28 protein-coding genes and 1 tRNA gene are annotated in these 25,621 nt (G+C 61.9%); 8 read left to right on the forward strand and 21 right to left on the reverse strand.

Annotated features, from left to right (window positions below; translation table 11 throughout):
• The first annotated feature begins 27 nt into the window (after positions 1-27).
• The 3 genes from M2394_RS13830 to M2394_RS13840 all read left to right on the forward strand — a co-directional run bounded on the left by M2394_RS13830 (position 28) and on the right by M2394_RS13840 (position 2,678).
• Positions 28-489, forward strand: a complete 462-nt coding sequence (locus M2394_RS13830) for a nucleoside deaminase (protein WP_259172843.1) — start codon at positions 28-30, stop codon at positions 487-489.
• Positions 476-1,645, forward strand: a complete 1,170-nt coding sequence (locus tag M2394_RS13835; protein ID WP_178924348.1) for a CynX/NimT family MFS transporter — start codon at positions 476-478, stop codon at positions 1,643-1,645. Before M2394_RS13830 ends, M2394_RS13835 begins: the two co-directional genes overlap by 14 nt.
• Before the next feature lie 97 nt (positions 1,646-1,742).
• Complete coding sequence (locus tag M2394_RS13840) at positions 1,743-2,678, forward strand: LysR family transcriptional regulator (protein WP_259172844.1); 936 nt, start codon at positions 1,743-1,745, stop codon at positions 2,676-2,678.
• Here the strand turns inward: M2394_RS13840 and M2394_RS13845 are convergent.
• Positions 2,569-3,663, reverse strand: a complete 1,095-nt coding sequence (locus M2394_RS13845) for a fatty acid desaturase (RefSeq protein WP_178924344.1) — start codon at positions 3,661-3,663, stop codon at positions 2,569-2,571. The two genes, M2394_RS13840 and M2394_RS13845, sit on opposite strands and share 110 nt — an antisense overlap.
• 101 nt (positions 3,664-3,764) lie before the next feature.
• Between M2394_RS13845 and M2394_RS13850 the strand changes: the two genes are divergently transcribed.
• Entirely contained in the window at positions 3,765-4,769 is a 1,005-nt protein-coding gene (locus M2394_RS13850; protein ID WP_178924342.1) for an AraC family transcriptional regulator, read from the forward strand.
• Between the two features lie 102 nt (positions 4,770-4,871).
• On the opposite strand, the gene M2394_RS13855 is transcribed toward M2394_RS13850, so the two are convergent.
• Positions 4,872-5,558: a Crp/Fnr family transcriptional regulator gene (locus M2394_RS13855; RefSeq protein ID WP_178924340.1), complete on the reverse strand. Its 687-nt coding sequence runs from the start codon at positions 5,556-5,558 to the stop codon at positions 4,872-4,874.
• Between the two features lie 83 nt (positions 5,559-5,641).
• Between M2394_RS13855 and M2394_RS13860 the strand changes: the two genes are divergently transcribed.
• On the forward strand, positions 5,642-6,169 hold the full coding sequence (locus M2394_RS13860) for a DUF962 domain-containing protein (protein ID WP_259172845.1): 528 nt from the start codon (positions 5,642-5,644) through the stop codon (positions 6,167-6,169).
• 123 nt (positions 6,170-6,292) lie between these two features.
• Here M2394_RS13860 and M2394_RS13865 read toward each other — a convergent pair whose 3' ends face one another.
• The 6 genes from M2394_RS13865 to dibA form a co-directional block, all read right to left on the reverse strand.
• On the reverse strand, positions 6,293-7,273 hold the full coding sequence (locus tag M2394_RS13865) for a sulfate/molybdate ABC transporter ATP-binding protein (RefSeq protein WP_178924336.1): 981 nt from the start codon (positions 7,271-7,273) through the stop codon (positions 6,293-6,295).
• A gap of 3 nt (positions 7,274-7,276) precedes the next feature.
• Positions 7,277-8,149 carry a sulfate ABC transporter permease subunit CysW gene (gene cysW, locus M2394_RS13870; protein WP_176997399.1) on the reverse strand — a complete coding sequence of 291 codons (873 nt, stop codon included), beginning with the start codon at positions 8,147-8,149 and terminating at the stop codon, positions 7,277-7,279.
• A 13-nt stretch (positions 8,150-8,162) separates the two neighbouring features.
• The gene (cysT, locus tag M2394_RS13875; protein ID WP_178924334.1) at positions 8,163-8,981 is read right to left on the reverse strand and encodes a sulfate ABC transporter permease subunit CysT; all 819 of its coding nucleotides are present in this window, start codon (positions 8,979-8,981) and stop codon (positions 8,163-8,165) included.
• A 134-nt stretch (positions 8,982-9,115) separates the two neighbouring features.
• The gene (locus M2394_RS13880) at positions 9,116-10,126 is read right to left on the reverse strand and encodes a sulfate ABC transporter substrate-binding protein (RefSeq protein ID WP_016975030.1); all 1,011 of its coding nucleotides are present in this window, start codon (positions 10,124-10,126) and stop codon (positions 9,116-9,118) included.
• Positions 10,127-10,200: 74 nt separating this feature from the next.
• Positions 10,201-10,383: a sulfur starvation response protein OscA gene (gene oscA, locus M2394_RS13885; RefSeq protein ID WP_010565387.1), complete on the reverse strand. Its 183-nt coding sequence runs from the start codon at positions 10,381-10,383 to the stop codon at positions 10,201-10,203.
• Between the two features lie 297 nt (positions 10,384-10,680).
• A complete protein-coding gene (dibA, locus tag M2394_RS13890; protein WP_259172849.1) occupies positions 10,681-12,597 on the reverse strand; it encodes a phosphodiesterase DibA in 1,917 nt (638 codons plus the stop codon).
• Between the two features lie 164 nt (positions 12,598-12,761).
• Here dibA and desA point away from each other — a divergent pair, with 164 nt between their 5' ends.
• Together desA and M2394_RS13900 are read left to right on the forward strand one after the other, a co-directional pair.
• Positions 12,762-13,946, forward strand: a complete 1,185-nt coding sequence (gene desA / locus M2394_RS13895) for a delta-9 fatty acid desaturase DesA (protein WP_178924332.1) — start codon at positions 12,762-12,764, stop codon at positions 13,944-13,946.
• Positions 13,947-14,134: 188 nt separating this feature from the next.
• Complete coding sequence (locus M2394_RS13900) at positions 14,135-15,136, forward strand: sensor domain-containing diguanylate cyclase (protein ID WP_178924330.1); 1,002 nt, start codon at positions 14,135-14,137, stop codon at positions 15,134-15,136.
• Positions 15,137-15,400: 264 nt separating this feature from the next.
• Here M2394_RS13900 and M2394_RS13905 read toward each other — a convergent pair whose 3' ends face one another.
• The 11 genes from M2394_RS13905 to M2394_RS13955 all read right to left on the reverse strand — a co-directional run bounded on the left by M2394_RS13905 (position 15,401) and on the right by M2394_RS13955 (position 24,061).
• Positions 15,401-16,609 (reverse strand): response regulator, encoded by a 1,209-nt coding sequence (locus M2394_RS13905; RefSeq protein WP_259172850.1) that lies wholly within the window; start codon positions 16,607-16,609, stop codon positions 15,401-15,403.
• 138 nt (positions 16,610-16,747) lie between these two features.
• Positions 16,748-18,025, reverse strand: coding sequence for a 4-aminobutyrate--2-oxoglutarate transaminase (gene gabT / locus M2394_RS13910; protein ID WP_259172851.1), 1,278 nt, complete (start codon positions 18,023-18,025; stop codon positions 16,748-16,750).
• Positions 18,026-18,210: 185 nt separating this feature from the next.
• Positions 18,211-19,653, reverse strand: coding sequence for an NADP-dependent succinate-semialdehyde dehydrogenase (gene gabD, locus M2394_RS13915; protein ID WP_176997405.1), 1,443 nt, complete (start codon positions 19,651-19,653; stop codon positions 18,211-18,213).
• Between the two features lie 292 nt (positions 19,654-19,945).
• Positions 19,946-20,260: a RebB family R body protein gene (locus tag M2394_RS13920; protein ID WP_176997406.1), complete on the reverse strand. Its 315-nt coding sequence runs from the start codon at positions 20,258-20,260 to the stop codon at positions 19,946-19,948.
• Between the two features lie 50 nt (positions 20,261-20,310).
• The gene (locus M2394_RS13925) at positions 20,311-20,625 is read right to left on the reverse strand and encodes a RebB family R body protein (protein WP_176997407.1); all 315 of its coding nucleotides are present in this window, start codon (positions 20,623-20,625) and stop codon (positions 20,311-20,313) included.
• An 82-nt stretch (positions 20,626-20,707) separates the two neighbouring features.
• Positions 20,708-21,043 carry a hypothetical protein gene (locus tag M2394_RS13930; RefSeq protein ID WP_259172853.1) on the reverse strand — a complete coding sequence of 112 codons (336 nt, stop codon included), beginning with the start codon at positions 21,041-21,043 and terminating at the stop codon, positions 20,708-20,710.
• Positions 21,044-21,083: 40 nt separating this feature from the next.
• Complete coding sequence (locus M2394_RS13935; RefSeq protein ID WP_310522021.1) at positions 21,084-21,710, reverse strand: hypothetical protein; 627 nt, start codon at positions 21,708-21,710, stop codon at positions 21,084-21,086.
• 82 nt (positions 21,711-21,792) lie between these two features.
• Positions 21,793-22,365, reverse strand: a complete 573-nt coding sequence (locus M2394_RS13940) for a hypothetical protein (protein WP_259172855.1) — start codon at positions 22,363-22,365, stop codon at positions 21,793-21,795.
• 18 nt (positions 22,366-22,383) lie between these two features.
• The gene (locus tag M2394_RS13945) at positions 22,384-22,611 is read right to left on the reverse strand and encodes a RebB family R body protein (protein WP_003187543.1); all 228 of its coding nucleotides are present in this window, start codon (positions 22,609-22,611) and stop codon (positions 22,384-22,386) included.
• Positions 22,612-22,714: 103 nt separating this feature from the next.
• Positions 22,715-23,257, reverse strand: a complete 543-nt coding sequence (locus M2394_RS13950; protein WP_176997411.1) for an RNA polymerase sigma factor — start codon at positions 23,255-23,257, stop codon at positions 22,715-22,717.
• Between the two features lie 87 nt (positions 23,258-23,344).
• A complete protein-coding gene (locus M2394_RS13955; RefSeq protein WP_259172856.1) occupies positions 23,345-24,061 on the reverse strand; it encodes a Crp/Fnr family transcriptional regulator in 717 nt (238 codons plus the stop codon).
• A 191-nt stretch (positions 24,062-24,252) separates the two neighbouring features.
• Here M2394_RS13955 and M2394_RS13960 point away from each other — a divergent pair.
• Positions 24,253-24,329: transfer RNA gene (locus M2394_RS13960), tRNA-Arg, on the forward strand.
• A 57-nt stretch (positions 24,330-24,386) separates the two neighbouring features.
• On the opposite strand, the gene M2394_RS13965 is transcribed toward M2394_RS13960, so the two are convergent.
• Both M2394_RS13965 and M2394_RS13970 read right to left on the reverse strand, forming a co-directional pair.
• Complete coding sequence (locus tag M2394_RS13965) at positions 24,387-24,980, reverse strand: hypothetical protein (RefSeq protein ID WP_259172857.1); 594 nt, start codon at positions 24,978-24,980, stop codon at positions 24,387-24,389.
• Positions 24,977-25,549: an RNA polymerase sigma factor gene (locus M2394_RS13970; RefSeq protein ID WP_178919329.1), complete on the reverse strand. Its 573-nt coding sequence runs from the start codon at positions 25,547-25,549 to the stop codon at positions 24,977-24,979. Before M2394_RS13970 ends, M2394_RS13965 begins: the two co-directional genes overlap by 4 nt.
• Positions 25,550-25,621: the final 72 nt, after the last annotated feature.

Raw genomic sequence — 25,621 nt, forward strand, 5'->3', positions numbered from 1 at the left:
CCCTCCATTCCTCCCCGAGGTAGCGCCATGAGCGATGACCACCCGCACCTGCAACGCGCCATCGCCCTGGCCCGGGCCAATGTGAGTCAAGGCGGCCGGCCGTTTGGCGCGGTCCTGACGCACAACGGTGAGCTACTGGCGGAAGCGGTGAACGAGATCCATCTGACCCAGGACCCCACCGCCCACGCCGAGCTGCTGGCGATCCGCGCGGCCAGCCGCCTACTCGGTGCGCGCCTGGAAGGCTGCGTGATCTACGCCAGCGGCCAGCCCTGCCCGATGTGCCTGAGCGCCATGTACCTGTGCGGCGTGGAACGGGTGGTGTTTGCGGCCAGCAACGCAATGGCCGAGCCCTTCGGCTTGTCGACGGCGGTGATTGGGCAACAGGTCGGCTTACCCCTGGACGAGCAGCGCCTGCCGATCCAGCACCTGCCCGACGCGGCCATGACCACTCTGTACCAGCAATGGAAAACCCTGCATGACCCTCAATAAATCCCTCGCCGGCTGGGGGCTGCTGGTGGTACTGGGCCTGAACCTGCGGCCGATCCTCAGTTCCATCAGCCCGCTGTTGGGCGAGATCCGCCAGGCCACCGGCCTGAGCTTCCAGAGCAGTGCCCTGCTCACCAGCTTGCCCGTGGTGTGCATGGGCCTGGTGGCCCTGGTCGGCGTGCGGGTGGAGGCACGGCTGGGCGAGCGGCGCGGCATCGCCTTGGGCTTGATGATGATTCTGTTGGCGTGCCTGGCGCGCTGGCTGATGGGCCAGGCCTCGGCGCTGCTGGTCACAGCCTTGCTCGGCGGCGCCGGGGTGGCGCTGATCCAGGCGTTGGTGCCGGCAATGATCAAGCGCGAGTTCCATCACCGCGTGCCGGTGGCGATGGGCGTGTATTCGGCCTCGCTGATGGCCGGTGGCGGGCTGGCCGCGTTGCTCAGCCCGGTGGTGGCCACGCACTTCCAGCAGTGGCAGGCGGGGCTCGGGATCTGGCTGTTGCCGGCGTTGGCCGCGTTGTTGCTGTGGGCATTTGTGCCGCTGGGAGCGCCCAGAAGCGCCCTGGTGATTCCCGCCTTCAAAGGCCTGCGCAACCGCCGTGCCTGGTTGCTGGCGCTGTATTTCGGCCTGGTGAACTGCGGCTACATGAGCATGGTGGCGTGGCTGCCGGCGTACTACCAGCAACTGGGCTGGGGCGTGTTGCCGAGTGGTTCGCTGCTGGCGTTCATGACCATCTTCCAGGTGATCGCGGCGTTGCTGATGCCGGTACTGGCCCAACGCGGGATCGACCGTCGGCCCTTGCTCGGCATCAGCCTGTTGGCGCAGACCGTGGGTTACCTCGGGTTGCTGATGGCGCCGCAGCAGTTTCCCCACCTGTGGGTCGCGCTGATCGGCTTTGGTCTGGGCGCCTGTTTCGCCTTGAGCCTGTTGCTGACCCTCGACCATCATCGCGACCCGCGCCAAGCTGGGCAGCTGGCAGCCTTCGTGCAGGGCGTGGGCTTCTTGATCAATGCAATTTCGCCCTGGTTGACCGGCTGGCTGCGTGAGCTGACCGGCACCTTTGTCAGCGCCTGGGTAGTACTCACGGTGACCGTGGTGGCGATGCTGGTGGTGACGCGGGTGTTCAGCCCGGCTACCTACCGCACGGTGCCTGCTCTATAGATATGCATTTAAGATCTAGATAAAACAAACATGCTTCATTGACGGAATAAGCAAGCCCCTTAAAATCCCGGTTCCCCTCTTGGACGCCGGGCGCCCCATGGATCTTCGTCAGCTGCGCTACTTCATCGCGCTCAACGAGCACCGCAGTTTTGTGCGCGCCGCCGACGCCATGGGCATCACGCAGCCAGCGTTCAGCCGCAGCATCCAGGGTCTGGAACAGGAGTTCGGCTGTGTGCTGGTGGACCGCGCCCACAAGGACCTGCGCCCCACACCCGAAGGCCAGGTGGTGCTGCAACATGCCCTGAGCCTGGTCCAGGGCGCCGCACTGCTTAGCCATGAAGTCACGCGCATGACCAAGCTCGACGCCGGTGAAGTGCGCCTGGGCAGCGATGCCGTCGCAGCCGTCAACCTGGTGCCCCAGGCCATGGCGCGGTTTATCACCACCTACCCCAAGGTGCGCACCGCGTTGCAGGTGGATAACTGGGAAAAACTCGGGCGCAGCCTGAGCCGCGAGGAGATCGAATTCTTTATCGCCGATGTGCGCCACTTCGAGGCTGACCCCAACTTCCAGATCCAGGCCCTCACGCCCCGGCGCAGCGTATTTTTCTGCCGCGCCGGTCACCCGCTGCTGGCGAAGGACAGCCTTTCCACCAACGACCTGTTCGGTTTCCCGCTGGCCACGCCGTTGATTGCACCGGGCATTCGCAAGTTGCTCGCCAACCTCAGCGGGCGCATCGATTTTGCACCCGCCATTGAGCTTGAACAGTTCGCGGCGCTGGCCACCATCGTGCGTCAGTCCGACGCCATTGGCCTAGGCGCCGAAGAGGCGTTTGTCGATGAATTGGCCAGCGGCGCATTGAAGGTCCTGCACTGGCGCAACCTGCCTCACAACCTCGACAGCCTGAATAACCGTTGCGGCGTGATCAGCCGCGCTGGGGTGCGCTTGTCGCCTGCGGCGAAGGCGCTGATCGAAACCCTGCTGGCGGTGGAAAGCCAAGCCGATTGGCCCGGGCAAACGTCCCGAAATCATTGAAGCGCACGCCCATCTCGGCCATCACTTTATGCGCCACCTTGGCGGTCATCTGGCGGATGTAGAACGGCTCCTTCACTACAAAATGATGGATGCCATGGGTGCTGCCGAAGTTGAAGCAGAACGCCTGCAACGGCCACATCCACCAGGGGTTGAGCACCTGGGTCTGCTGGATCACGTTGCCCAGCTCCACATCGCCGTAGTAGTGCATGTTGGAGCTGACAAAGTGCAGGCAGAAGGTGCGCAGCACGTTGGGGCCGATGATCACGACGGCGGCGATGTCGATCACCTGCATCACTTGCAGGGTGGTGGCTGACCATTCGATGGGCGCGCCCAACAGGCTGGCGATCCCGTTCGCCGTGTGAAAACCGAGGAACACGTACCACGCGCCCCAATGCAGCAGCGCCAGCGGTGCGTACACCAGCAGCGAGCGCTTGAGGATGCTGAGTTTGTGCTTCCAGGTCTTGGCCCGCAGGATGCGGATAAACGCTGACATCACGTTATCGCCCACCATCAGCAACCGCGCCACGCCCCAGGGTTCGCCGTTGGTGATGGCGCGCTCTTCCATGTCAGTCTCGGTGCCGGAAACCTTGTGGTGGTTGAGGTGCAGATGCCGGCGCACCCACGGGTTGATCGTGCTCGGTCGCGCCAGCCAGACCAGGCCCATCATCAGGTTGTGGGGCAGGCGCTGCTTGCGAAAGTACATGCTGTGGATCAGGTCGTGCTCCAGCTCGTGGGTCAGCGAGGCGAGGAACGCATTGAGCAGCAGGCACGACCACCAGGCCATGTGGCCGGTGATGTAGAGCGCCGCCGAGCCCACCATGCCCACCAACGCAAACGCCAGGATGCCCGCGCCCAGCGCGTCCTGATGCAGCAGCCAGGGGTGTTGTTGGCGCAAGCGCACGCCTTCGGCCAGCACCACGTCACGGATATGCGCCGAACGCTGTTGCGCGTTCATCTGCTGGGGACTTGCAGAAGTACCGTCCATGCTTCCATCCTCTTGCTTATTGATGCGCCCATCCTGCCCCAAGCGATCTCGCAGGACGCTAGCCCCGGACGCCAACCTGTTGACCGCAAGCGCCAATCGCCATGACCGAACCCACTTCACTCGCCAGCTGGACCCGCGCCCTGCGCAAGCAGCTCGATGCCTTGGGCCTCGACAGCGCCGCGCTGTGCGCCCAGGCCGGGCTCGACCCGCAGCACATGGACGACCCGAATGCGCGCTACCCGCTGTCGGCCACCACACGCTTGTGGGAACTGGCCGTGCAGGCCAGCGGGGACCCGGCGATCGGCTTGCGGGTGTCGCGGTTTGTCAGCCCCACCACCTTTCATGCGCTGGGCTATGCGCTGGTGGCCAGCGGCAGCCTGCGCGAGGTGTTCGAGCGCATCGTGCGCTATCACCAGGTGGTCAGCGATGCCCTGGCCCTGGAGCTTAGCCGAGACGGCGAGCGTTACCGCTTCCGCCTGCTGCAGCCTGAGGGTAGCCCGGCCCCGGCGTTCGAGGCCATCGATGCGTTTGCGGCGATTTACGTGCGCACCTGCCGCAACCGGCTGGGCCGTGAGTACGCACCGCTGGCGGTGTACCTGCGCCGGCCTGAACCGGCCGATCCCCAGCCGTGGCACACGGTATTTCGCGCCCCGGTATTTTTTGCTGCCGAGGAAGATCGCCTGGAATTCGCCGCCCACGACTTCGACAGCCACCTGGACGATGCCAACCCGGAGCTGGCCGAGCACAACGAGACCGTGCTCAAACGCACCCTCGCCCAACTGCAGCCCCTGACCTGGGAGCGCAAGGTGCGCCGGGTGATCGAGGCGCAACTACCCGATGGCGAGCCGAGTGCCGAACGCGTCGCCCAAGCGCTGCACCTGAGCTTGCGCAGCCTGCAACGGCACCTGGCGGACGAAGGCTGCCGCTTTGATGCGTTGCTCAATGAGTGCCGGGAGAACCTCGCGTTGCTGCATTTGCGCGACCCGCAGTGCTCATTGGCGGAGATCAGTCATTTGTTGGGGTTTGCCGACACCAGCAGTTTCAACCGCGCATTCAAGCGCTGGACGGGGCTGACGCCGGGGCAGTTTCGGGATGGGTTGCGGTAGACCGTTTTGTGGCGATGGTGAGGGCCCTATCGCCGGCAAGCCGGCGCCTACAGGGGTATGCATTCCAACTGTGGGAGCGGGCTTGCCCGCGATGGGGCCCCCTCAGGTATGCGCAACCTCCCGCAGCCGCTGCACATCCAGCACTTCAATTTCGCCATAGCCCAAACGCACCACGCCCTGGGCCTGCAGACCCTTGAGCAACGCATTGGTGGTCTGGCGCGACAGGCTCAACATCGCCGCCAAGTCTTCCTGGGGCAGTTGCAGCACGCGCCTGGAGTGTTCGATGTCGCCGTACCCTTCGACGATCATCAATAACCGATGGGCCAGGCGCACCGGGGCCGGCATCAGGCTGAGCTGTTCCAGGCCGATAAAACTCAGGCGCAGTTTCTGGCTCATCAACAGCGCCAGGTTGCGCCAGTAGTGCGGGGCTTCGTCGAGGATATTCAACAACGCCTGCTGCGGCACCTGCAACAAGGTGCACGGCCCGACGGCGCAGGCGTCGTGGGTGCGTGGCAAACCGTCGAACAGGCAAATCTCACCGAACCAGTAAGGCGGCTCCACCAGGCTCAATATCGCTTCCTTGCCCTGCTCATTCACTGCACTGATGCGCAAGGTGCCGTCGAGCACCGCATACAAGCCGCACGGTGGGTCGCCGCGCTTGAACAGGGTTTGCCCCGCCGCCAGCTGCCGTAACCGGGCCTGGGCCAGCAGGCTATGCTGAAAGGACTCGGGCAGGTGGCTGAACCAGTGACCGATGGCCAGTCGCGAACGCCATTTCTCTGTGTCCATGAGCACTCCGAAGATTGTCGCCCAGCTGACAGTCAGGCAAAGGCTGACAGGGCATGATCAAACATCCTACAGGAGGAACAACAATGAAAAGCCTCGTCGACCATCTCAGTCAATACGCTGCCTACCACCGCGACCCGCGCAATATCGCCAGCCACTTTATCGGCATCCCGCTGATTGTCGTGGCCGTGGCGGTGCTGCTGTCGCGCCCCGAATGGGCAGTGGGCGGGCTCTGGCTCTCACCCGCCGTTCTGCTCGCGCTGTTTTCCGCGTGGTTTTACCTGCGCCTGGAGTTGGCGCTGGGCGTGCTGATGACGCTGCTGATGGGCTTGTCGGTGTGGGCCGGGCACGTGCTGGCCGCGCAGAGCACCCTGGTGTGGCTGAGCAGCGGCATCGGGATGTTTGTGGTGGGCTGGGTAATCCAGTTTGTCGGGCACTACTACGAAGGGCGCAAGCCGGCGTTCGTGGACGATGTGTCGGGACTGATCGTCGGGCCGCTGTTTGTGGTGGCGGAGCTGGCGTTTCTGGTGGGGTTGCGGGGTGACCTCAAGCAGCAGATCGAAGAGCGGTCGGGGCCGGTGGAGCGCCGTGATCTAAAGCCGAGCAAAGTCTAAATGTGGGAGCGGGCTTGCTCGCGAAGGCGGTGATTCAGTCACAACATCTTTGACTGACACGCCGCCTTCGCGAGCAAGCCCGCTCCCACACAAGCCCCGTTCCCACAGGGGTATGTGCTGGGCTTAGGCTTTTTGCCAGACCTTGGGCTTGAAGAACAGGGTCTCGCCACGGGCCAAACCGGTGAGGCTGTCGTGGTCTTTCACCACTTCGGCTTCGATCAGTTCGCTCTGGCCTTCCACTTTCAAGGTCACACGGGTGGTCGCGCCCAGCGGGCGGATGTCGCGCACTTCGGCCGCGTGGTGGTCTTCCAGCTCATGGCGCGACAGCGACACTTCATGCGGGCGGAACAGCACGTGCTGGTCTTCACCCAGGTGCAGGCGGTTGGAGTCGCCGAGGAAGTGGTAGACGAAATCGCTGGCCGGGTTTTCGTAGACTTCGCCTGGTGAGCCGATCTGCTCGATCACGCCCTTGTTCATCACCACGATGCGGTCGGCGACTTCCATGGCCTCTTCCTGGTCGTGGGTCACGAACACCGAGGTCAGGTTGATGTCTTCGTGCAGGCGCGCCAGCCAGCGGCGCAGCTCCTTACGCACCTTGGCGTCAAGGGCGCCGAAGGGTTCGTCCAGCAGCAGCACTTTCGGTTCGACCGCCAGGGCGCGGGCCAGGGCGATACGTTGGCGCTGGCCACCGGAGAGTTGTTCCGGGTAGCGATCCGACAACCAGTCGAGCTGCACCATGTTCAGCAGTTCGTGCACTTTGCTGGCGATCTGGCTTTCGCTCGGGCGCTGGTTCTTGGGCTTCATGCGCAGGCCGAAGGCGACGTTGTCGAACACGGTCATGTGGCGGAACAACGCATAGTGCTGGAACACAAACCCGACGTTGCGATCACGCACATCGTGGCCGGACACGTCTTCACCGTGGAACACGATGTTGCCGTCATCCGGGGTTTCCAGGCCGGCGATGATGCGCAGCAAGGTGGTCTTGCCGCAGCCGGACGGGCCCAGCAACGCCACCAGCTCGCCACTCTGGATGTCCAGATTGATGCTGTTCAGGGCCTTGAAGGCGTTGAAATTCTTGCTGACATTACGGACTTCGATCGACATGACTTATTCCTCACCGGCGCTTTTGCGCAGGCGGTTGATACGGTTCTCGCTCCACTGCTTGAGCAGCAGGATGAAGAGCGCCAGGATCAGCAGCAGGCTGGCCACCGCAAACGCGGCGACGTGGTTGTATTCGTTGTAGAGAATCTCGACGTGCAGCGGCAGGGTGTTGGTGACGCCACGGATGTGGCCGGACACCACCGACACCGCGCCGAACTCACCCATGGCCCGTGCGGTACACAGCACCACGCCGTAGATCAGGCCCCACTTGATGTTCGGCACGGTCACATGCCAGAACATCTGCCAGCCGTTGGCGCCCAGCAGCCGCGCGGCTTCCTCTTCCTGGGTGCCCTGCTCTTGCATCAGCGGGATCAGTTCACGGGCCACGAATGGCACGGTGACGAAGATGGTCGCCAACACGATGCCGGGCAAGGCGAACACGATCTGGATGTCGTGGTCGGCCAGCCACGGGCCGAAAAAGCCCTGGGCGCCGAACATCAGCACGTAGACCAGGCCCGCGATCACCGGCGACACCGAGAACGGCAGGTCGATCAGCGTGACCAGGATACTTTTGCCACGGAACGAGTACTTGCTCACGCACCAGGCGGCGCTGACACCGAATACCACGTTGAGCGGTACTGAGATCACCACGGCAATCACCGTGAGTTTCAGTGCCGACAGCGCGTCGGGTTCCAGGATCGCGGTGAAGAATGCGCCGAGGCCGTTCTTCAAGCCTTGAGTCACCACGATCAGCAATGGCAACAGCAAGAACAACGCGAACACCAGCCAGCCAAGGCTGATCAGAATGCGTCGGGACGCCGCGCTGCCACGACGGGCAGCGTTGGCCGAGGACGCAGCGGAAATAGACGATTGGGACATGTTCCGCGCCTCCTTATGGACGTTCGATGCGCCGCTGCAACAAGTTGATCAGCAGCAGCAGGACAAAGGAAACCACCAGCATCAGCACACCGATGGAGGTAGCGCCGCGGTAGTCGTATTGGTCGAGCTTGACCATGATCAGCAACGGCAGGATCTCGGTCTTCATCGGCATGTTGCCGGCGATGAAGATCACCGAGCCGTACTCGCCAACGCCACGGGCAAACGCCAGGGCAAAGCCGGTGAGCCAAGCAGGCAGCAGCGCGGGCACGAGGATATAGCGGAACACCTGCAACGGCTTGGCGCCCAGGCAGGCCGCGGCTTCTTCGACTTCCCGAGGAATGTCGGCCAGCACTGGTTGCACGGTACGCACCACGAACGGCAGTGTGACGAAGGTCAGCGCCAGGGTGATGCCCAGCGGGGTGTAAGCGATTTTGAAGCCCAGATCAGCCGCGAACTGGCCGACGAAACCATTGGGTGTGTACAACGCGGTCAGCGCGATACCCGCCACGGCAGTGGGCAGTGCGAACGGCAGGTCGATCATCGCGTCGATGATCTTGCGGCCGGGGAAGGTGTAGCGCACCAGCACCCAGGCCAGCAGCGTGCCGATCACACCGTTGATCAGCGCGGCGTATAGCGCGGTGCTGAAGCTCAGTTTCAACGCCGCCAGCACACGCGGTGCGGAGATGATGTTCCAGAACTGATCCCAGGTGAGTTGAGCGGCGTGTACAAACATCGCCGCAAGCGGGATGAGTACGATCAGGCTGAGGTACACCACGGTGTAGCCCAGCGTCAGCCCGAAGCCGGGTATGACGGGGGAGATACGACGCGACATAAGAGTCCTTGAGTAAGGGGACAAACATACAAAACCCGCAAATGAATGCGGGCTCTAACTGTAGGAGCCGGCTTTGTGTGGCGAGGGAGCTTGCTCCCTCGCCACAACAAGCCAGCGCCTACAGGGGCATGCGTTTACTGTGCGGTGTAGATCTGGTCGAACACGCCGCCGTCGTTAAAGAATTTCGGTTGGGCAGTCTTCCAGCCGCCGAAGTCTTTGTCGATAGTCACCAGGTCCAGTTTCGGGAACTGCTGGGCGTATTTGGCGGCTACTTTCGCATCGCGTGGGCGGTAGAAGTTCTTCGCCGCGATCTCCTGGCCAGCCGGGCTGTACAGGTGCTTCAGGTATTCAGTGGCGATCTCGGTGTTGCCCTTTTTCTCGGCGTTCTTGTCGACCACGGCAACCGGTGGCTCCGCGAGGATCGACAGGGAAGGCACGACGATGTCGAACTTGTCGGCGCCGCCGTCTTCTTTCAAGGCCAGGAAGGCTTCGTTTTCCCAAGCCAGCAACACGTCGCCCTGACCGTTGTTGACGAAGGTGATGGTCGAACCACGAGCGCCGGTGTCCAGCACAGGCACGTGCTTGAACAGCTCTTTCACGTACTCTTGGGCCTTGGCTTCGCTGCCACCGGCTTTCAGGCCGTAGGCCCAGGCGGCGAGGAAGTTCCAGCGCGCACCGCCGGAGGTTTTCGGGTTCGGGGTGATCACCGAGACGTCTTTCTTGATCAGGTCGCCCCAATCCTTGATGCCTTTAGGGTTGCCCTTGCGTACCAGGAACACGATGGTCGAGGTGTACGGGGTGCTGGCGTCCGGCAAGCGAGTCTGCCAGTTCTCCGGCAGGGTCTTGCCCAGCTTGGCGATTTCGTCGATGTCGCCGGCCAGGGCCAGGGTCACGACGTCGGCGCGCAGGCCGTCGATCACGGCACGGCCTTGTTTGCCCGAGCCACCGTGGGATTGCTGAATCTTGACGTTGTCACCGGGGTGGGACTGTTTCCAGAAGTTGGTGAACTCAGCGTTGTAGTCCTGGTACAGCTCACGGGTAGGGTCGTACGAGACGTTGAGCAACTCGTAGTCCTTGGCAACGGCGGAACCTGCAAACACGGCGCTGGCCAGGGCGGCCAGGGCGTAACGGCGAATCGACGACATAGAAGCTCCTGAAAATTCTGGGTGTTGGCTTTTTCTTATAGTTGCGGGTCTAGCATGCGAATCGCCGTGGCTGCTTACGCCGGTTTGTTGCCCGGGTTCTGCAGACGGAATTTTTCTTTGCGTTCGATCTGTACCACTTGGGCGTTGTGCACCGTGATTTCCACCGCGCCAAACCGCAGGTCGCGCAACGCGCTCTGGATCTCACGCAAAATGGCTGCTTCGTCCTGGCCGTCGACGCTACGTAGAGATGCGCTCATGGTCTCGCTCCTGAAATGAATAGTGCCTCGCAGTGGCGGCACTGCTTGTGGCGTGAGGGCGATAGTAGATAAGCGCGGATATTCTTAAAAATACTATTTAAGAATGTTTATATAACCAGAAAGAATTTTCTGGCGGGACGTGGGGTTGCGAGAGTTTTCGGCTTCGAAATACTGCTGCAAGGGCGCTACGAAACCCTGTGGGAGCCGGGCTTGCCCGCGATGACGGCGTGTCAGCCACCCACTATTTTGAATGTAAGACCGCCATCGCGGGCAAGCCCGGCTCCCACATTGACGGCGTTATGCCTGTCGGATCGGGGGCGCCCTGTCCCAATCCATTTCACCTGCCGGCACCGGCCTTCCAAACCAATACCCCTGCCCCATGTCGCAATCATGGTCCAGCAGAAACTGCGCCTGCTCCCGTTGCTCGATGCCTTCGGCATGCACCTGCATGCCCATGCTTTTAGCCAGGGCGATGACCACGCGCACGATCGCGGCGTCGTCTTCGTCCCACGGCAACCCGGCGACGAAACCCTGGTCGATCTTGAGCTTCTGCACGGGCAGGCGCTTGAGGCGCAACAGCGAGGAGTAGCCGGTGCCAAAGTCGTCGATGGCCAGGCGCAGGCCCAGTTCACGCAAACGGTGCAATTGCTCAAGGGCCACTTCCGGGTCGTCCATGACGGCGCTTTCGGTCACCTCCAGCTCCAGGAAGGCAGGGTCCAGCCCCGTGTCGTGCAACACCTGGGCGACCTGCTCATACAGCTCGCGCCGGGCAAACAGGCGGCTGGAGACATTCACGGCAATGAAGCTCAACGGCACGCCCTCCGCCAGCCATTGGCACATCTGGCGACAGGCCTGGTCCATCACCCAGGCATCGATGTCGGCGATCAGCCCGGTGCGCTCGGCAATCGGGATGAACTCGCCCGGGGGCACCAGGCCGCGCTCCGGGTGTTGCCAACGCACCAGCGCTTCCACGCCGATCAGGCGACTGCCGTGCAAGTCATGCACAGGTTGGTAATAGACGCGCAACTCCTGCTGGTCGAGGGCGCGGCGCAATTCGCTGGCGATTTCCACGCGGTGCTGGGCGTGAGCCGTCAGCTCTTCGGTGTACAAGGCATAGCCTTCGCGTCCCGCGCTCTTGGCCTTGAACAGCGCCGAGTCGGCATTACGCAGCAATTGTTCGGCGCTCAGGGCATCACTGGGGAACAGGCTGATGCCAATACTGGCGCTGATAAACAGTTGGTGCCCGTCGAAGATGAACGGCTGCTTCATCGCATCCAGCATGCGCTGGGCCAGTGCCGCCGCCTGCACCACCTGTGGACAACTTTCGGCAAGCACCGCGAACTCATCGCCGCCCAGGCGCGCCAGGGTCACGCCGGGGCCGAACAGCCCCTTGAGGCGCTCACCTACCACTTTGAGCAACTGGTCGCCGACGTTGTGGCCAAGGCTGTCGTTGATGATCTTGAAGTGGTCCAGGTCCAGCAGCAGCAGGGCGCAGCCGCGCTTGTGAGCCTGAGCGGAGGCCAGCGCCTGTTCGGCGCGGTCGGTGAACAGCAGGCGGTTGGGCAGGTCGGTGAGCGGGTCGTGGTGGGCCAGGTGAGCCAGTTCGTGCTCGGAGTCCTTGATGGCGCTGATGTCAGAAAACACCGCGACATAGTGGCTGACCTGGCCCTGATCGTCGTGGATCACGCGAATGGTCTGCCACTGTGGATAAATCTCGCCGCTTTTGCGCCGGTTCCAGATTTCGCCGCTCCACTCGCCGTTGCGCGCCAGGGTCTGGAACATCTGTTGATAAAAATTCGACGAATGGCGCCCCGACTTGAACAGGCTTGGCTGCTGGCCCATGACATCTTCGCGGCTGTAGCCGGTGATCTCCATGAACGCCCGGTTGACGTGCACGATCTGTCCCTTGGCATCGGTGACCAGCACACCTTCACGGGTGCAGTCGAACACGGCGGCCGCCTGGCGCAAGCGCTCGCGGTTCTCTTTCAAGGGCTGCTGCAACTGGTGGGTGCGGGCAAATCGCAAGCAAATCAGGTAGATAGCCAGCGCGCTGAAGGCCACCCACACATAGCCGCGCACCTGCAGCCAGCGCCCCAACTCCCCAGGCTCATCGAGAAAGTTGATCAATAGGTGGTTGCTGAGCTGGAGCCATGCAATGGACACCAACAGGTATACCAGCCCCGCACGCAGGGCACCTCGGTATGAAAACAGCATATGGTCAGTAATCCTTACCAAAAACAGAATCGCCCTACAAAGGCTGCGGATTATAGAATAAGAAACATCCAGTCACTCCTATCTGAAAGGGCGGCTGGTTTTCTCTGTAGGCTTAGTGATAATGCGTGAGCTGTTTTTTTCTTTATCTGAGGGCCATACAGCCTATGTGGTACAACGGTTTTCTTGACCTGTCAGCCTGGCAACTGGTGGCAGTCACGCTGTTGATGACCCACGTGACCATTGTTGGGGTCACGGTCTATCTGCACCGTTATTCAGCGCACCGCTCCCTGGAGCTCAATGGTGGGCTGAAACACTTCTTCCGCTTCTGGCTGTGGCTGACCACGGCGCAGAACACCCGCGAGTGGACCGCCATCCACCGCAAGCACCACGCCAAATGCGAAACCGTCGATGACCCGCACAGCCCGGTCATCAAGGGCCTGTCGACGGTGTTGCGCAAAGGCGCCGAGCTGTACCGCGCCGAAGCCGAGAACCCCGAGACCCTGCGCATCTATGGCAAGAACTGCCCGGACGACTGGATCGAACGCAACCTCTACACGCCCTACCCGCTGCTGGGCGTGGCGATCATGGCCGTGATCGACCTGCTGCTGTTCGGCACCATCGGTATCACCATCTGGGCGATCCAGATGATGTGGATCCCGTTCTGGGCCGCCGGCGTGATCAACGGCCTGGGCCATGCCGTGGGTTACCGCAACTTCGAATGCCGTGATGCCGCCACCAACCTGGTGCCGTGGGGCATCATCGTCGGCGGCGAAGAGCTGCACAATAACCACCACACCTACCCCAACTCCGCCAAGCTGTCGGTGAAGAAATGGGAGTTCGACCTGGGCTGGGCGTGGATCAAGGTGTTCAGCTTCCTGCGCTTGGCCAAGGTGCAGCGTGTTGCTCCCATTGCCCACCGCGTGGAAGGCAAGGGCCACCTGGACATGGACACTGCCATGGCGATCCTCAACAACCGCTTCCAGATCATGGCCCAGTACCGCAAGTTGGTGATCGGACCGCTGGTCAAGCAGGAGCTGGAGAAAGTCGATCATTCGGTACGCCACCAGTTCCACCGGGCCAAGCGATTGCTGTCGCGTGAAACCAGCCTGCTGGATGACCGCCATCACGTGCGCATCCAGAGCCTGCTAGAACACAGCCATGCCCTGACGGTGATCTACGAGAAGCGCCTGGCGCTGCAACAGATCTGGCTCAAGACCAGCACCAACGGCCACGACATGCTGGCCGCGATCAAGGAATGGGTACACGAGGCCGAGGCCAGCGGCATCCAATCCTTGCGCGATTTTGCTCATCAGTTGAAGACCTACTCCCTGCGTCCAGCAGCAGTGTAAGCGTGATGTGGGAGGGCTCGCCCTCCCACACATCCTCTTTTTGGCGTCATTTTCCGGGCACGGGCAATCCATGCCAATCACGGAACTTCACCGCAATTCCCCTCTCTCAAAGAACACTTCGCCATCATGGTGGCCCCTTGTAGTGACCGCTGTTCATTCCTGCGGCGCGCCCAGAGAGAGTTGTGCCGATGGTCCCCGAAAAGCCTTACCTGCCCGACACCCCCACCGCCGAGCCCCCTCGCCCGGCAGCGGCGGCCACCCTGCTGGCATTGATGCATGCCCAAGGCGAGGTCGAGCGCCTGAGCGAGCGCGAACAACTGCTCAGTTCGCTGCTGGTCAGTGTGAACGCGGTACTGTGGGCCATCGATTGGGCGACGCGCCGGGTGCTGTATGTGAGCCCGGCCTATGAACGGGTATTTGGCCGTTCAGCAGGCCTGCTGCTGGCCGACCATCGGGAATGGCGCAACAGCATCCACCCTGAAGACCTCGATTACGCCGAACACAGCCTGGCCCGCGTGCTCGAACACGGCAGTGTGGAAGACCGCGAGTACCGCATCATCACCGCCGACGGGCAGATCCGCTGGTTGAGCGACAAGTGCTACATCAACCAGCAGGTAGAACCCGGCGAACCGGTGATCGTGGTGGGGATGGCCGAAGACATCACCGAAAAGAAACAGCTTGAGCTTGAATTGCACCGCCTGGCCACCACCGATGTACTGACACAAAGCAGCAACCGCCGGCACTTCTTCGAATGTGCCAACCAGGCGTTCGACAGCGCCTGCGCCCAGGGCGCCCCGCTGGCCTTCCTGTTGCTGGACATTGATGACTTCAAGGACATCAACGACTCCTACGGCCATCTGGAGGGCGATCAGGTGTTGCGCCGTATCGCCGAGAGCGGCCGGGGCGTTTTACGTCGTGGCGATCTGTTCGGGCGCATTGGTGGCGAAGAGTTCGCGGCCGTGCTGCCCGGTTGTGCGCCGGACATGGCGTTGCAGGTGGCAGAGCGGCTGGGCAACGAGATCCAGGCGCTGACCTTCAGCTACGAGGGACAGGCGTTTACCGTGACCGTCAGCCAGGGTCTGGCCAGCCTCAGCGAAGAGGACTCGACCCTCGACAGCCTGTTCGCACGAGCCGATGCGGCCATGTACGAGGCCAAGCGCCTAGGCAAGAATCGCGTAGTCGCGGGCTAAAGCCGGACACGGTAAGCGCCAGCACTGAGTATCCAATGTGGGAGCGGGCTTGCTCGCGAAGGCGGTGGGTCAGCGACACAAGTCGCAGCTGACACGACGCCTTCGCGAGCAAGCCCGCTCCCACATTTGGATTTTGTCGTCCTCCAGGCCCTTGTATATCCGTAGGGGCCGGCTTGCCGGCGATAGCGGTGGGTCAGTACGCAATGTTTTGTCTGATTGATTGCTATCGCTGGCAAGCCAGCGCCTACAAAGGCTGTGTGTTTTTCAGGAATTACGTACGCGGGTGAGTTCCGATAGACCCACCTTGAGCAATCGTGCGGTCTTACTCTTGGCCAGCTCTTCCAGCCCCTCATGCTCGGTCAAGCGCGCCATCTGCGCCGCCAGGTTCACCACCAGCGCATCCCGGGCGTACACGCCGCCTTCCAATGAGTAAATCGCCGCGATCAGCTGGCGCAGCTCCAACGGCAGGCGCCAACGCGCTCGCAACGCCGAGCCGTAGGCCGCGCCAAAGGTGTAGAGGGATTCACCAATCATCTCGTCATCCAACACGCCGCCACCCTGGCGCCAATCTTCCAGGCAACGCAGCAACGCCAAGTCGCCCAGCCGGTGCAGGATACCCGCGCTGTAGCAGCGCTCATGGTCCAGCTCCAGCATGCGCGCCAGACGACGGGCGTAGTCGGCGGTGTCCTGGGACAATTGCCAGTGACGCTCGGCATAGGCCACCAAAGCCGGATCACCCAGCACCACGTTGTGCTTGAGCGCCAGGCCGAGGATCAGGTTCATGCTCTGCCCCGCCACCAGTTTGTGCAGCGCAGCAGGCAAGGTCTGCACCGGTGTGCCGTGATGACCGGCGCTGTTGGCGGCGGCGATCAGTACGGCGGTGATTTGCGGGTCCATGCGCACCCGATCTTCCAGGCGCTTGAGGTCCAGGCCATCAGCGCCCAGGCTGTGCTGCACGGCGGCTTTCACGTCGACCCGCAAGGGCGCGCCGTCGCAGGTTTCGCGGCGGCGCTCCAGGAACACTGGCAAGGTCATGCCCGGCGCCAGCGGCGGAATCTCGCAGTACACGCTCTCGCCTTCATTGAGCAGCAGGTCCTGCAGGCGCTGGGTCAGGCCTTCCATGTTGAGGGGTTTGGTCAGGTAGGCGGTCGGCGCCAGGGGCAGGGCTTCCCGTACGCTGGCACTGTCGTTGCGACTGCTCAGCAGAATGAACGGCAGGGCCGGCGAGCGGCGCTTCTGGCGCACGTTGCGCAGCAGACTCAGGCCATCGATGCCCGGCAATTCCCAATCCGCCATGATCAGATCGTAGGGTTTGTCTCGCAACAACGTGGCGGCCTCGTGCCCATCGGCACACACATCCAGCCGCGCGTCGCAGCGCACATTCAATAACACTTGCTTGAGCAGATCCCGCGACCAAGGGTCCGCCTCGGCAATCAACACTCGGGGTACAGCTGGCAAATCAACAGCAGTCATCCGCACGCTCCATCGGCAATGCTTGCACCTTAGACAATCAAGGCGCCTACGTACAATGAACACGGCCTGAATGTGCGGCAATGGGCATAAAAAAACCCGCCGAAGCGGGTTTTTTCTGTCGATCAGGTCAACTTCGGCTTACAGCTCGGAGAAGCACTCTTCGATGATCGCCAAGCCTTTGTCCAGTTGCTCGTCCGGCGAGGTCAGCGGAACCAGGACGCGCAATACGTTGCCGTAGGTGCCGCAGCTCAGCAGGATCAGGCCCTTGTCACGCGCCTTGGCCACCACGGAGGCAACGGCGGCAGCGTTTGGCTTGTGGGTGTCGCCATCGTCGAACAGCTCGACCGCGATCATCGCGCCCAGGGCACGCACTTCACCGATGACCGGGTACTTGGCCTGGATCGCTTTCAGACCGGTGACCAGGCGCTCGCCGACAGCCTTGCAGCGGTCCAGCAGGTGCTCTTCTTCGAACACTTCCATCACGGCCAGGGCCGCGGCGCAAGCGATCGGGCTACCGGCGTAGGTGCCACCCAGGCCGCCGGGTGCGATGGCGTCCATGTACTCAGCCTTGCCGCACACACCAGCCAACGGGAAGCCGCCCGCGATGGATTTGGCGAAGGTGGTCAGGTCGGCAGCAACGCCCATCTGCTCCATGGCGAAGAAGGTGCCAGTGCGGCCGGCACCGGTTTGCACTTCGTCGGCGATCAGCAGGATGCCGTGCTTGTCGCACAGTTCACGCAGGCGCTTCATGAAGGATTTTGGCGCGACGTAGAAACCGCCTTCGCCCTGCACGGGCTCGATGATGATGGCAGCGATATCACGCGGCTCGGCATCGTTCTTGAAGATGCGCTCGATGCTGGCGATAGCGTCGTCGTCGCTCACACCGTGCAGTTCGTTCGGGTACAGCGCGCGGAACACGCCGCCGGGCATCAGGCCCATGCCGGCCGAGTAAGGCACGACTTTACCGGTGAGGCCCAGGGTCATCATGGTGCGGCCGTGGTAAGCGCCGGTGAACGCGATCACGCCAGCACGGCCGGTGGCAGCGCGGGCGATTTTCACGGCGTTTTCAACGGCTTCAGAACCGGTGGTGACCAGCAGGGTTTTCTTGGCGAAATCACCTGGGACCTTGGCGTTCACTTTTTCGCACAGTTCCACGTAAGGCTCGTAGGCCAGTACCTGGAAGCAGGTGTGAGTCAGCTTGTTCAGTTGCTCGGTCACGGCCGCGATGATTTTCGGGTGCACGTGGCCAGTGTTCAGCACGGCGATACCGCCGGCGAAGTCGATGAACTCGCGACCTTCAACGTCGGTCACGGTGGCGTTCTTCGCGGATTCGGCGAAGATCGGGTGAATCTGGCCAACACCGCGTGGTACAGCAGCTTCGCGGCGTTTCATCAGGGATGCGTTGGTCTTGCTCATAAAGTCCTCATTCGCCACTCATCGGGTGGCGTGGTCCAAGGAATACGTGGCGGGGAGGAAACTGCGGCAGCATGCGATGATCGACTGCCACAGCTTTCCCGGCCACTACGAATAACGTCTTGAAACACGCAAAGGGTCAGCGCTCTCGTGCCCTCTGCGTTTACTGCAAGCTCTTGCCGGGGCGATCAGATGCCCAGGCAGAGGTATTTGATTTCCAGGTAGTCCTCGATCCCGTACTTGGAGCCTTCACGGCCCAGGCCCGAAGCCTTGATGCCGCCGAACGGCGCCACTTCGTTGGAGATCAACCCGGTATTCACGCCGACCATGCCGTATTCCAGGGCTTCAGCCACGCGGAACACACGGCCCAGGTCGCGGGCATAGAAGTAGGAAGCCAGGCCGAACTCGGTGTCATTGGACATCGCGATCACTTCGGCTTCGTCTTTGAAACGGAACAGCGGTGCCAACGGGCCGAAGGTTTCTTCCTTGGCAACGGCGGCGTCTTTCGGCACGTTGGTGAGGATGGTCGGCTCGAAGAAGTTGCCTTCCATCACCTTGCCACCGGCCAGCAGCGTGGCGCCTTTTTTCAGGGCGTCGGCGATGTGTTCCTGCACCTTGGCCACGGCTTTTTCGTCGATCAGCGGGCCAGTGGTGGTGCCTTCTTCCAGACCGTTGCCGATCTTGAGCTTGGCCACCGCCACCTTGAGTTTTTCAGCGAACGCGTCGTACACCGAGTCCTGGATGTACAGGCGGTTGGCGCAGACGCAGGTCTGGCCGTTGTTGCGGTACTTGGAGATGATCGCGCCTTCGACGGCCTTATCCAGGTCGGCGTCGTCGAACACGATGAACGGTGCGTTACCGCCCAGCTCCAGGGAGACTTTCTTGATGTCCTTGGCGCATTCGGCCATCAACTGGCGGCCAATTTCGGTCGAGCCGGTGAAGGACAACTTACGCACGATCGGGTTGCCTGTCAGCTCGCCGCCGATGTCGCCGGCGCTGCCGGTCACCACGCTCAGCACGCCTTTCGGGATACCGGCACGGTGCGCCAGTTCAACCAGGGCCAGGGCCGAGAACGGGGTTTGCGAGGCGGGCTTGATGACCATGGTGCAACCGGCGGCCAGGGCCGGGCCGGCTTTACGGGTGATCATCGCGGCCGGGAAGTTCCACGGGGTGATCGCTGCGGTCACGCCGATCGGCTGCTTGATCACGATCAGGCGCTTGTCAGGCTGGTGGCCGGGAATCACGTCACCGTAGATGCGCTTGGCTTCTTCGGCGAACCACTCGATGAAAGAAGCCGCGTAGGCGATTTCGCCCTTGGCTTCGGCCAGCGGCTTGCCTTGCTCGAGGGTCATCAGGCGACCGAGGTCGTCCTGGTTTTCGATCAGCAGTTCGAACCAACGGCGCAGCTTGTTGGCGCGCTCCTTGGCGGTCAGTGCGCGCCAGGCCGGCAGGGCCTTGTCGGCGGCTTCGATGGCGCGGCGGGTTTCAGCGGCGCCCATCTTCGGCACGGTGCCGAGAATTTCGCCTGTGGCAGGGTTGTTGACCTTGATGGTCTGACCGTTGTCCGCATCGACCCAAGCGCCATCGATAAAGGCTTGCTGGCGGAACAACTGGGCATCTTTAAGCTGCATGTCGGCTTTCCTTAACAGCACCGCGCGCACGCGGAGCGAATTAGAGTTGTTGAAAGGCGCCTTGTGGGCTGCCGTCAGGGAAATCAGCCCCAGCGCGCGAAAAAGTGAAAGGCGCACGGGAGACAGAGCGTTTGAAATCTCAAACGAATCCTAGGATCAATGGGGGTGCAGGGCAATAGTCTGTTCGAAAAAAAGAACGAAAACGGCGCTTTTGTCCAAGCTTTCGGATCAACGTACAAACGACAACACCCCCGGCGCGGATGGGCGACGGGGGTGTTGGGGGACCTGCGGATTACGACTGGAACGATTTGAGGATGGTCAACAGGCTGGTCAGGTTGTCGGCCACGCCGCCCTGGGCGACTTTCTCGGTAGCGGCGGCACCCGCGGTGGTGTCGACGCTGTAGATCTGCATCACGCCCTGGTTGGTCGCGGCCTGGGCCAGGGTGTTTTGCTGTTGCTGGGCCGAAACCGCGTTCTGGAACAGAATCGCCGTGGCCTGGCCCATGGACTGATAAATCGTGCTCATGGCCATCGCTGGCGATTCGGCGACGACCTTGACGTTGGTCTGGGTGACGGCATCGGTGATTTGCTGACTGACTGCACTCATGGTTGAAACTCCTGGATTAAGAAAGAACAACATCCGTTAGTGCTCAGGGATCAAGACTGGAATGACTTGAGCACCGTCAGCAGGCTGGTGAGGTTGTCCGAGACGCCGCCCTGGGCGACTTTCTCGGTAGCCGCGGCGCCCGCGGTAGTGTCGACGCTGTAGATCTGCATCACGCCCTGGTTGGTCGCGGCCTGGGCCAGGGTATTTTGCTGCTGCTGCGCTGAAACGGCGTTCTGGAACAGGATCGCGGTGGCCTGGCCCATCGACTGGTAGATGGTGCTCATCGCCATCGCTGGCGATTCAGCCACCACTTTGACGTTGGTCTGGGTAACGGCGTCGGTAATTTGCTCGTTGACGAATGACATGATCAATTTCCTTATTTAATACACGGTGCATTCCGTGTTCATGAATGAACGTTGTAAAACAACCGCTGTGAAGCCTTGCAGGCTAGGGTTTCGGCGCAGGGTCCAGGATCGCCTCGATCTGCACGATCAGCCCCTGGATCAGCGCCTGCACTTCCTGACGCTTGCGCGCGATCTGTGTCTCACTGTCCGCCACCGCGCCATCAAGCACCTGGCGCACCGCCGCTTCACGTTGCTCGGCGGCCACCCTTAACGCTTGCTCGTTGGCTTTGGACTGCTCAAGCACCTGGGCTGCACGCTTGAGCGTTTCATCCACGACGGCCTGGGAGGTGCCGGCGAAGGTTTGCGGGTTGCGAATCAACGCTTCGAGTCGCAGCCGATCGGCAGCGGACAGTACTGGCGGTTGCATAGGGGGAGCCATGTGAACCTCCTGGTTCGATGCTTTACCGGCAGCGAGGCCGCTAAAGCCTCACCTCGACGTTGTCTTGCCAGAAGCCGGCGAAGTAGAACAGTGATGAGGCATCGCAGAACGTCGCCAATTCTGCTGGCGTGATGGCTGAAGGCTGTTGATTGAAGATTGCCGACGGCGGTGGGACCAGATTGGCAGCGTTGTAAAGATTGCCCACTTCATAGCAGTTGGCTGCGAATTGTGAGCAAAACGAGCCACTGCCAATGTCGACCGACTCGTTGATTCGCGTCACCAGGCTGGTATCGGAACTCCAGCGCCGAAAAGCCGAAATCATGGCGGTCCACACGCTGTAGCGACCGCGAATATCGCCGCCGATCTTGTCGAAATAGAACTGCTTGGCGGCCAACGCGGCGGCTTCGCCCAATGCTTCATTCACACAGGAAAAAACCATAGCCGAACGCGGAGGTTTTTCCAGGCTCAAATCGGTCAAGGTCAGGCCACTGCCGACACTTTCAATCACCAGTGTGTCACTCACCGCAATCGCAGGATGGACGACATTCAGGTAGCACGTGTCTTGAGAAAACACCGTGGCCTTGACCAGCTGGCCAGCTTTGATAAACGCACGTGTGGCGCTGTCGTCGTCTTGTTTCACCGAGAAAATGATATCTCCAGGCTGCATGATGTCGCTCCTCACTCAAGAAAAGTTACGTTCAGGTTGCTGTTGCCGCGTTCCAGAAGGGCTCTGGAACGTCGTGCTCGGTTCAGGCCGCTGGCGCAGCCCGATTGGCCAGGGTGTCGGCGTACTTGGCGATGCTCTGGTCGATCTTGTCGATGGCCACACTGGCGGCCTCGGCCTCCATCGCCCCGGCAGCGGCAGCCACAGCGGCGGCGGCGCCCACCAGCAGGTCGGTCGCCAGTGCACCCAGCGCATCCTCGGCAGCGGCCGGCAGGTTTTCCTTGACGATGTTCTCGGTCATTTGCTGGAGCAGCACGGCTTGGGCCGCCAGCGCGATCTTGCTGACCCCGTCGAAATACCCCGCTGCCGACTGCGCCACCAACCCGGCGGCCTGGCTGATCATCATGTCGGCGGGGACGGCGATCTGCGCCGGGGCATAGGCCACGTTCTGCGCATTGGTGAACTGCACGGCCTGCACAATCTGGCTATTGAGTGCCGCAGTGCTGTCCGTGGAGGGCGTGCCGGCCTGGTTGAGCAAATGTTCGTTCATGCGCGCCATGACCGAGCGCGAAGGCGGTGCCGCTGGAGCGGGTGCAGGGGTTTCGGCGGCGGGGGTTGCGGGTGCGGCAGCAGGTTTCTTCTTGCTGAACCATGACATGATTCGTCTCCCCAGGGCTCAACCCTTCTCGCCAATCTGCATGATCAGCGCGACCGCCTTGGAGATCACCGCATTGGAGATCTGGTTCATGGCCTGCTGGCTGTTGACCGCGTTCTGCAAGGACAAGCCCGCCGCGCTGCTGGCAACCTGGTACAGCGACGCGATGGCCTGGGCCGGCGCCTCCGCAACCACCTTGACGTTGGTTTGGGTGACCGCGTCGGTGATCTGACTGTTGACCTCTGTCATACATCTCTCCTTGATGAAATGCACCCGGACATGGGCGTATTGAATGGCGGCGTGGAGTGCTCATAGAACTTGAACGCCCCCCGCCGACCGTTGTGAATAAAGTTCAGCGCAAGGCAATCCGCAGCAGTTGCACACGCTTGCGGACCAGCGGCAGTTTCACCTGCAACTCGGCAGCGATTTGCGGGTAAGGCAACTCATCCACGAAACGCATTTCGAACAGGCGCTGCTGTGAAACCGGTAACTGCGCCAGGTGCGCCTCGATCCGTTCCAGGCGTTCGTAACATTCCACGCGCTCTAGCACCGAGGCACAGGGGGCGGCGAGTTCGGCCAGGTGATCGTGTTCAAGCACCACCGAATCATCGAACACTCGCCCCTCACGCTTACTGCGCCGCAGGCTGTCAAAGAACACGTGGTCGAGCACTAGGAACAGAAAACCCTGGGGATCGCGAATACGCTCCGGTGAACGCCGAAAAAACAGCAAGGCCTTGATGGCCGTCGCTGACAGCCATTCCTGGCCCTGATCCTGATTGCCCTTAGCCCGGCGCAAGGCCCGGCGCTTGAGTTCCCCCTGTACCGAACGCCAACTCGCTTCGAACAACCGGTCGTCAGCCACGGCTGCTTTGTTCAACTCAAAAGTCATCCCCATCACGCGCACTCCCTTGCATTTTTGATGAGGGGCCAGTCTGAGAGGATTCAACGAAGCAACGCTGTTACCTGGGGAACACAGCACACACTAATTCAACGAAAAAGCCTTGCGCCGCAGGTGTTCGAGGTCATTAATCACCATCCGCTCCAAGTTGCCGCTGATCAGGCCACTGCGGCGCCAAAGCTGTAGTTGCACGTTCAGTTTGGGGCGACTGGTGTTGAGCATGGACGCCAGCACTCCCTGGTTGGCCGGCAAGGACACACTGGGCATGGCCAGGGCCAGGTCGATGTCGTCCATGTTCGCCAACAGGAATCGCGCCAGCCGCGACTCCAGCCGATGCAGGCTCACCAGCTCAAGCAACTCGATGACATGCAGCAGACGCACCATCATCAACATCAGCAGGCGCCACAGAAATACCGGTTCCTCGAACAACGCAGCAAAATGCCGGCTGCCCAATTGCAACAGGCGCGTCTGGCCACTGGCGAAGGTCGACGATTCGCGCCCATGTCCCTTGATCAAGGCGGTCTCCCCCACCACCTGCCCGGCACCGACGCTGCCGATAATCTGCTCTCGACCATCAGGGCCCTGCATCATCGAATAAATCCGCCCGTCCACCACCAACGCGATGAATTCGAGGGTGTCGTCCTTGAAATAGAGCACTTCACGATCATCCAGCGTGCGCTCCACCATATGGGTCGCGACGTGGTGCAACAGGTGTTCCGGCATACCCCGAAACAAATCGGAACGGGCCAGCAGGGTTTGTCGCAACGGGAGATCGAGCATCACGGTTCCTTTGGAATGCATGCGTTCACCTGGTCTGACGGGAAAATGCTGCGCGCGCGGCGCAGAAAGGTGCTTTAACACCTACGGAGCAAAGCAAACAAAGGGACGTTCGACCGGCGGACTTGTGAATACAGGGAAAACGCCAGCATTGGCGACACAAAACACCGGCGTGGACGCCTTGAACCGACATGGGTATGATGTCGCCCGCACAAGCATCCGTAGCTCAGCTGGATAGAGTACTGCCCTCCGAAGGCAGGGGTCGTGGGTTCGAATCCCGCCGGGTGCACCAGATACAGACGAAAAAGCCCCAGGTCGAAAGACCTGGGGCTTTTTTATGGGTGTCAATTCACCGCTTCTGCAACGCCTCCAACCTTGCCGGCAAATCCTCCCCAGGAAAGCGCGCATGCAGCGCCAGCAGCTTCTCATCCGCCGCCCTCGCCTGCCCTGCTTCACGCAGCCTCATAATTTCCCGCAAACCCTCCTCCAACGAAGGCAACGCCACCGGCGCGCGCTTGCTGAGCCTGGCGCTTGACTCATCCGCCATCGAGCCCATGACTTGCGCACTCTCGGCCTTCGGTGCAACGGCAAGGCGTGCCACGGGCGCAGGGGCGGACATCGGGGGCGGCGCCGGGCGGGCGGCTTCCTCGTGCGACGCGGAGAAGGTCGCCGTAGAGATTTCCGGCTGTGGCACGGGCGAGCGCATCACCACACCTATCATCAGCGCCAGGCCGGCCACGGTGGCGAATGCCATCTGCCAGCGCGGGCGTTGGCAGGCTTGCAGCCAGCGCTGCCACAGGGTCGGCTGTGGGGCCGAGGCTTCGCGGCGGGCGGTGGCGAGGATGAAGGCGTCGAGGGACGCAGGCGGCTCGCCGGTGCTGTGTTGACGATAGTGCTGGAGCAGCACGTCGTCGGGGTCCGGGGTGTGTCGGGAGTCGGTCATGGGGATATCTCCTCGGCCAGCAGGCGGCGCAGTTTCTGCTGGGCGTAACGCAAGCGGCTTTTCACGGTTTCCAGCGGGGTGTTGGTGAGTGCGGCGATTTGCGGCACTTCCAGGTCGCCGTGCAGGCGCAGCAGGAAGACTTCGCGCTGGTCTTCGGGCAAGTCTTGCAGGGCAGCGTCGAGGCGCGCCTGGTCGCGGCTCAGGCTCAGTTGCTGCTCGGGGCCGGCGCTGTCGTCGGCCTGGGCGTGCAGCTGCTCGTCGTAGCTGTCGTGCAACGGGTTGTGAATGCCGTGCTTGCGCCAGTAGTCGATCAGGCGGTTGCGGGCAATCTGGAACAGCCAGGTGCGAAAGCTCGCCCGGCCCTGCGGCTGGGTGTGGCTGCGGATCAGGCTGAGCCAGGTCTCCTGGTAGATTTCCTCAGCCAATTCGGCCTTGTTGCTCAGGGACACCAGGAACCGATACAAGCCTTGGCGGTGCCGCGCGTACAGAACCTCGAACGCGGCCCCCTCACCGGTTCGGTAGCGGGCCAGCAGCGCTTCGTCGCTGGGTGAATCGTCTGGGACAGCCATGCAGGTGACGAACTCCTTTCGATATTCTGTGTAGGAGCCGGCTTGCCGGCTCCTACACGTGGGCGGTTGGAA

Source organism: Pseudomonas sp. BIGb0164 (assembly GCF_024810135.1).
In the GTDB taxonomy this organism is placed as follows: Bacteria; Pseudomonadota; Gammaproteobacteria; order Pseudomonadales; family Pseudomonadaceae; genus Aquipseudomonas.

Coding starts and splice junctions, on each gene's coding strand:
- M2394_RS13830 (WP_259172843.1), top strand. CDS start 28: ATGAGCGATGACCACCCGCACCTGCAACGCGCCATCGCCCTGGCCCGG.
- M2394_RS13835 (WP_178924348.1), top strand. CDS start 476: ATGACCCTCAATAAATCCCTCGCCGGCTGGGGGCTGCTGGTGGTACTG.
- M2394_RS13840 (WP_259172844.1), top strand. CDS start 1,743: ATGGATCTTCGTCAGCTGCGCTACTTCATCGCGCTCAACGAGCACCGC.
- M2394_RS13845 (WP_178924344.1), bottom strand. CDS start 3,663: ATGGACGGTACTTCTGCAAGTCCCCAGCAGATGAACGCGCAACAGCGT.
- M2394_RS13850 (WP_178924342.1), top strand. CDS start 3,765: ATGACCGAACCCACTTCACTCGCCAGCTGGACCCGCGCCCTGCGCAAG.
- M2394_RS13855 (WP_178924340.1), bottom strand. CDS start 5,558: ATGGACACAGAGAAATGGCGTTCGCGACTGGCCATCGGTCACTGGTTC.
- M2394_RS13860 (WP_259172845.1), top strand. CDS start 5,642: ATGAAAAGCCTCGTCGACCATCTCAGTCAATACGCTGCCTACCACCGC.
- M2394_RS13865 (WP_178924336.1), bottom strand. CDS start 7,273: ATGTCGATCGAAGTCCGTAATGTCAGCAAGAATTTCAACGCCTTCAAG.
- cysW (WP_176997399.1), bottom strand. CDS start 8,149: ATGTCCCAATCGTCTATTTCCGCTGCGTCCTCGGCCAACGCTGCCCGT.
- cysT (WP_178924334.1), bottom strand. CDS start 8,981: ATGTCGCGTCGTATCTCCCCCGTCATACCCGGCTTCGGGCTGACGCTG.
- M2394_RS13880 (WP_016975030.1), bottom strand. CDS start 10,126: ATGTCGTCGATTCGCCGTTACGCCCTGGCCGCCCTGGCCAGCGCCGTG.
- oscA (WP_010565387.1), bottom strand. CDS start 10,383: ATGAGCGCATCTCTACGTAGCGTCGACGGCCAGGACGAAGCAGCCATT.
- dibA (WP_259172849.1), bottom strand. CDS start 12,597: ATGCTGTTTTCATACCGAGGTGCCCTGCGTGCGGGGCTGGTATACCTG.
- desA (WP_178924332.1), top strand. CDS start 12,762: ATGTGGTACAACGGTTTTCTTGACCTGTCAGCCTGGCAACTGGTGGCA.
- M2394_RS13900 (WP_178924330.1), top strand. CDS start 14,135: ATGGTCCCCGAAAAGCCTTACCTGCCCGACACCCCCACCGCCGAGCCC.
- M2394_RS13905 (WP_259172850.1), bottom strand. CDS start 16,609: ATGACTGCTGTTGATTTGCCAGCTGTACCCCGAGTGTTGATTGCCGAG.
- gabT (WP_259172851.1), bottom strand. CDS start 18,025: ATGAGCAAGACCAACGCATCCCTGATGAAACGCCGCGAAGCTGCTGTA.
- gabD (WP_176997405.1), bottom strand. CDS start 19,653: ATGCAGCTTAAAGATGCCCAGTTGTTCCGCCAGCAAGCCTTTATCGAT.
- M2394_RS13920 (WP_176997406.1), bottom strand. CDS start 20,260: ATGAGTGCAGTCAGTCAGCAAATCACCGATGCCGTCACCCAGACCAAC.
- M2394_RS13925 (WP_176997407.1), bottom strand. CDS start 20,625: ATGTCATTCGTCAACGAGCAAATTACCGACGCCGTTACCCAGACCAAC.
- M2394_RS13930 (WP_259172853.1), bottom strand. CDS start 21,043: ATGGCTCCCCCTATGCAACCGCCAGTACTGTCCGCTGCCGATCGGCTG.
- M2394_RS13935 (WP_310522021.1), bottom strand. CDS start 21,710: ATGCAGCCTGGAGATATCATTTTCTCGGTGAAACAAGACGACGACAGC.
- M2394_RS13940 (WP_259172855.1), bottom strand. CDS start 22,365: ATGTCATGGTTCAGCAAGAAGAAACCTGCTGCCGCACCCGCAACCCCC.
- M2394_RS13945 (WP_003187543.1), bottom strand. CDS start 22,611: ATGACAGAGGTCAACAGTCAGATCACCGACGCGGTCACCCAAACCAAC.
- M2394_RS13950 (WP_176997411.1), bottom strand. CDS start 23,257: ATGGGGATGACTTTTGAGTTGAACAAAGCAGCCGTGGCTGACGACCGG.
- M2394_RS13955 (WP_259172856.1), bottom strand. CDS start 24,061: ATGCATTCCAAAGGAACCGTGATGCTCGATCTCCCGTTGCGACAAACC.
- M2394_RS13965 (WP_259172857.1), bottom strand. CDS start 24,980: ATGACCGACTCCCGACACACCCCGGACCCCGACGACGTGCTGCTCCAG.
- M2394_RS13970 (WP_178919329.1), bottom strand. CDS start 25,549: ATGGCTGTCCCAGACGATTCACCCAGCGACGAAGCGCTGCTGGCCCGC.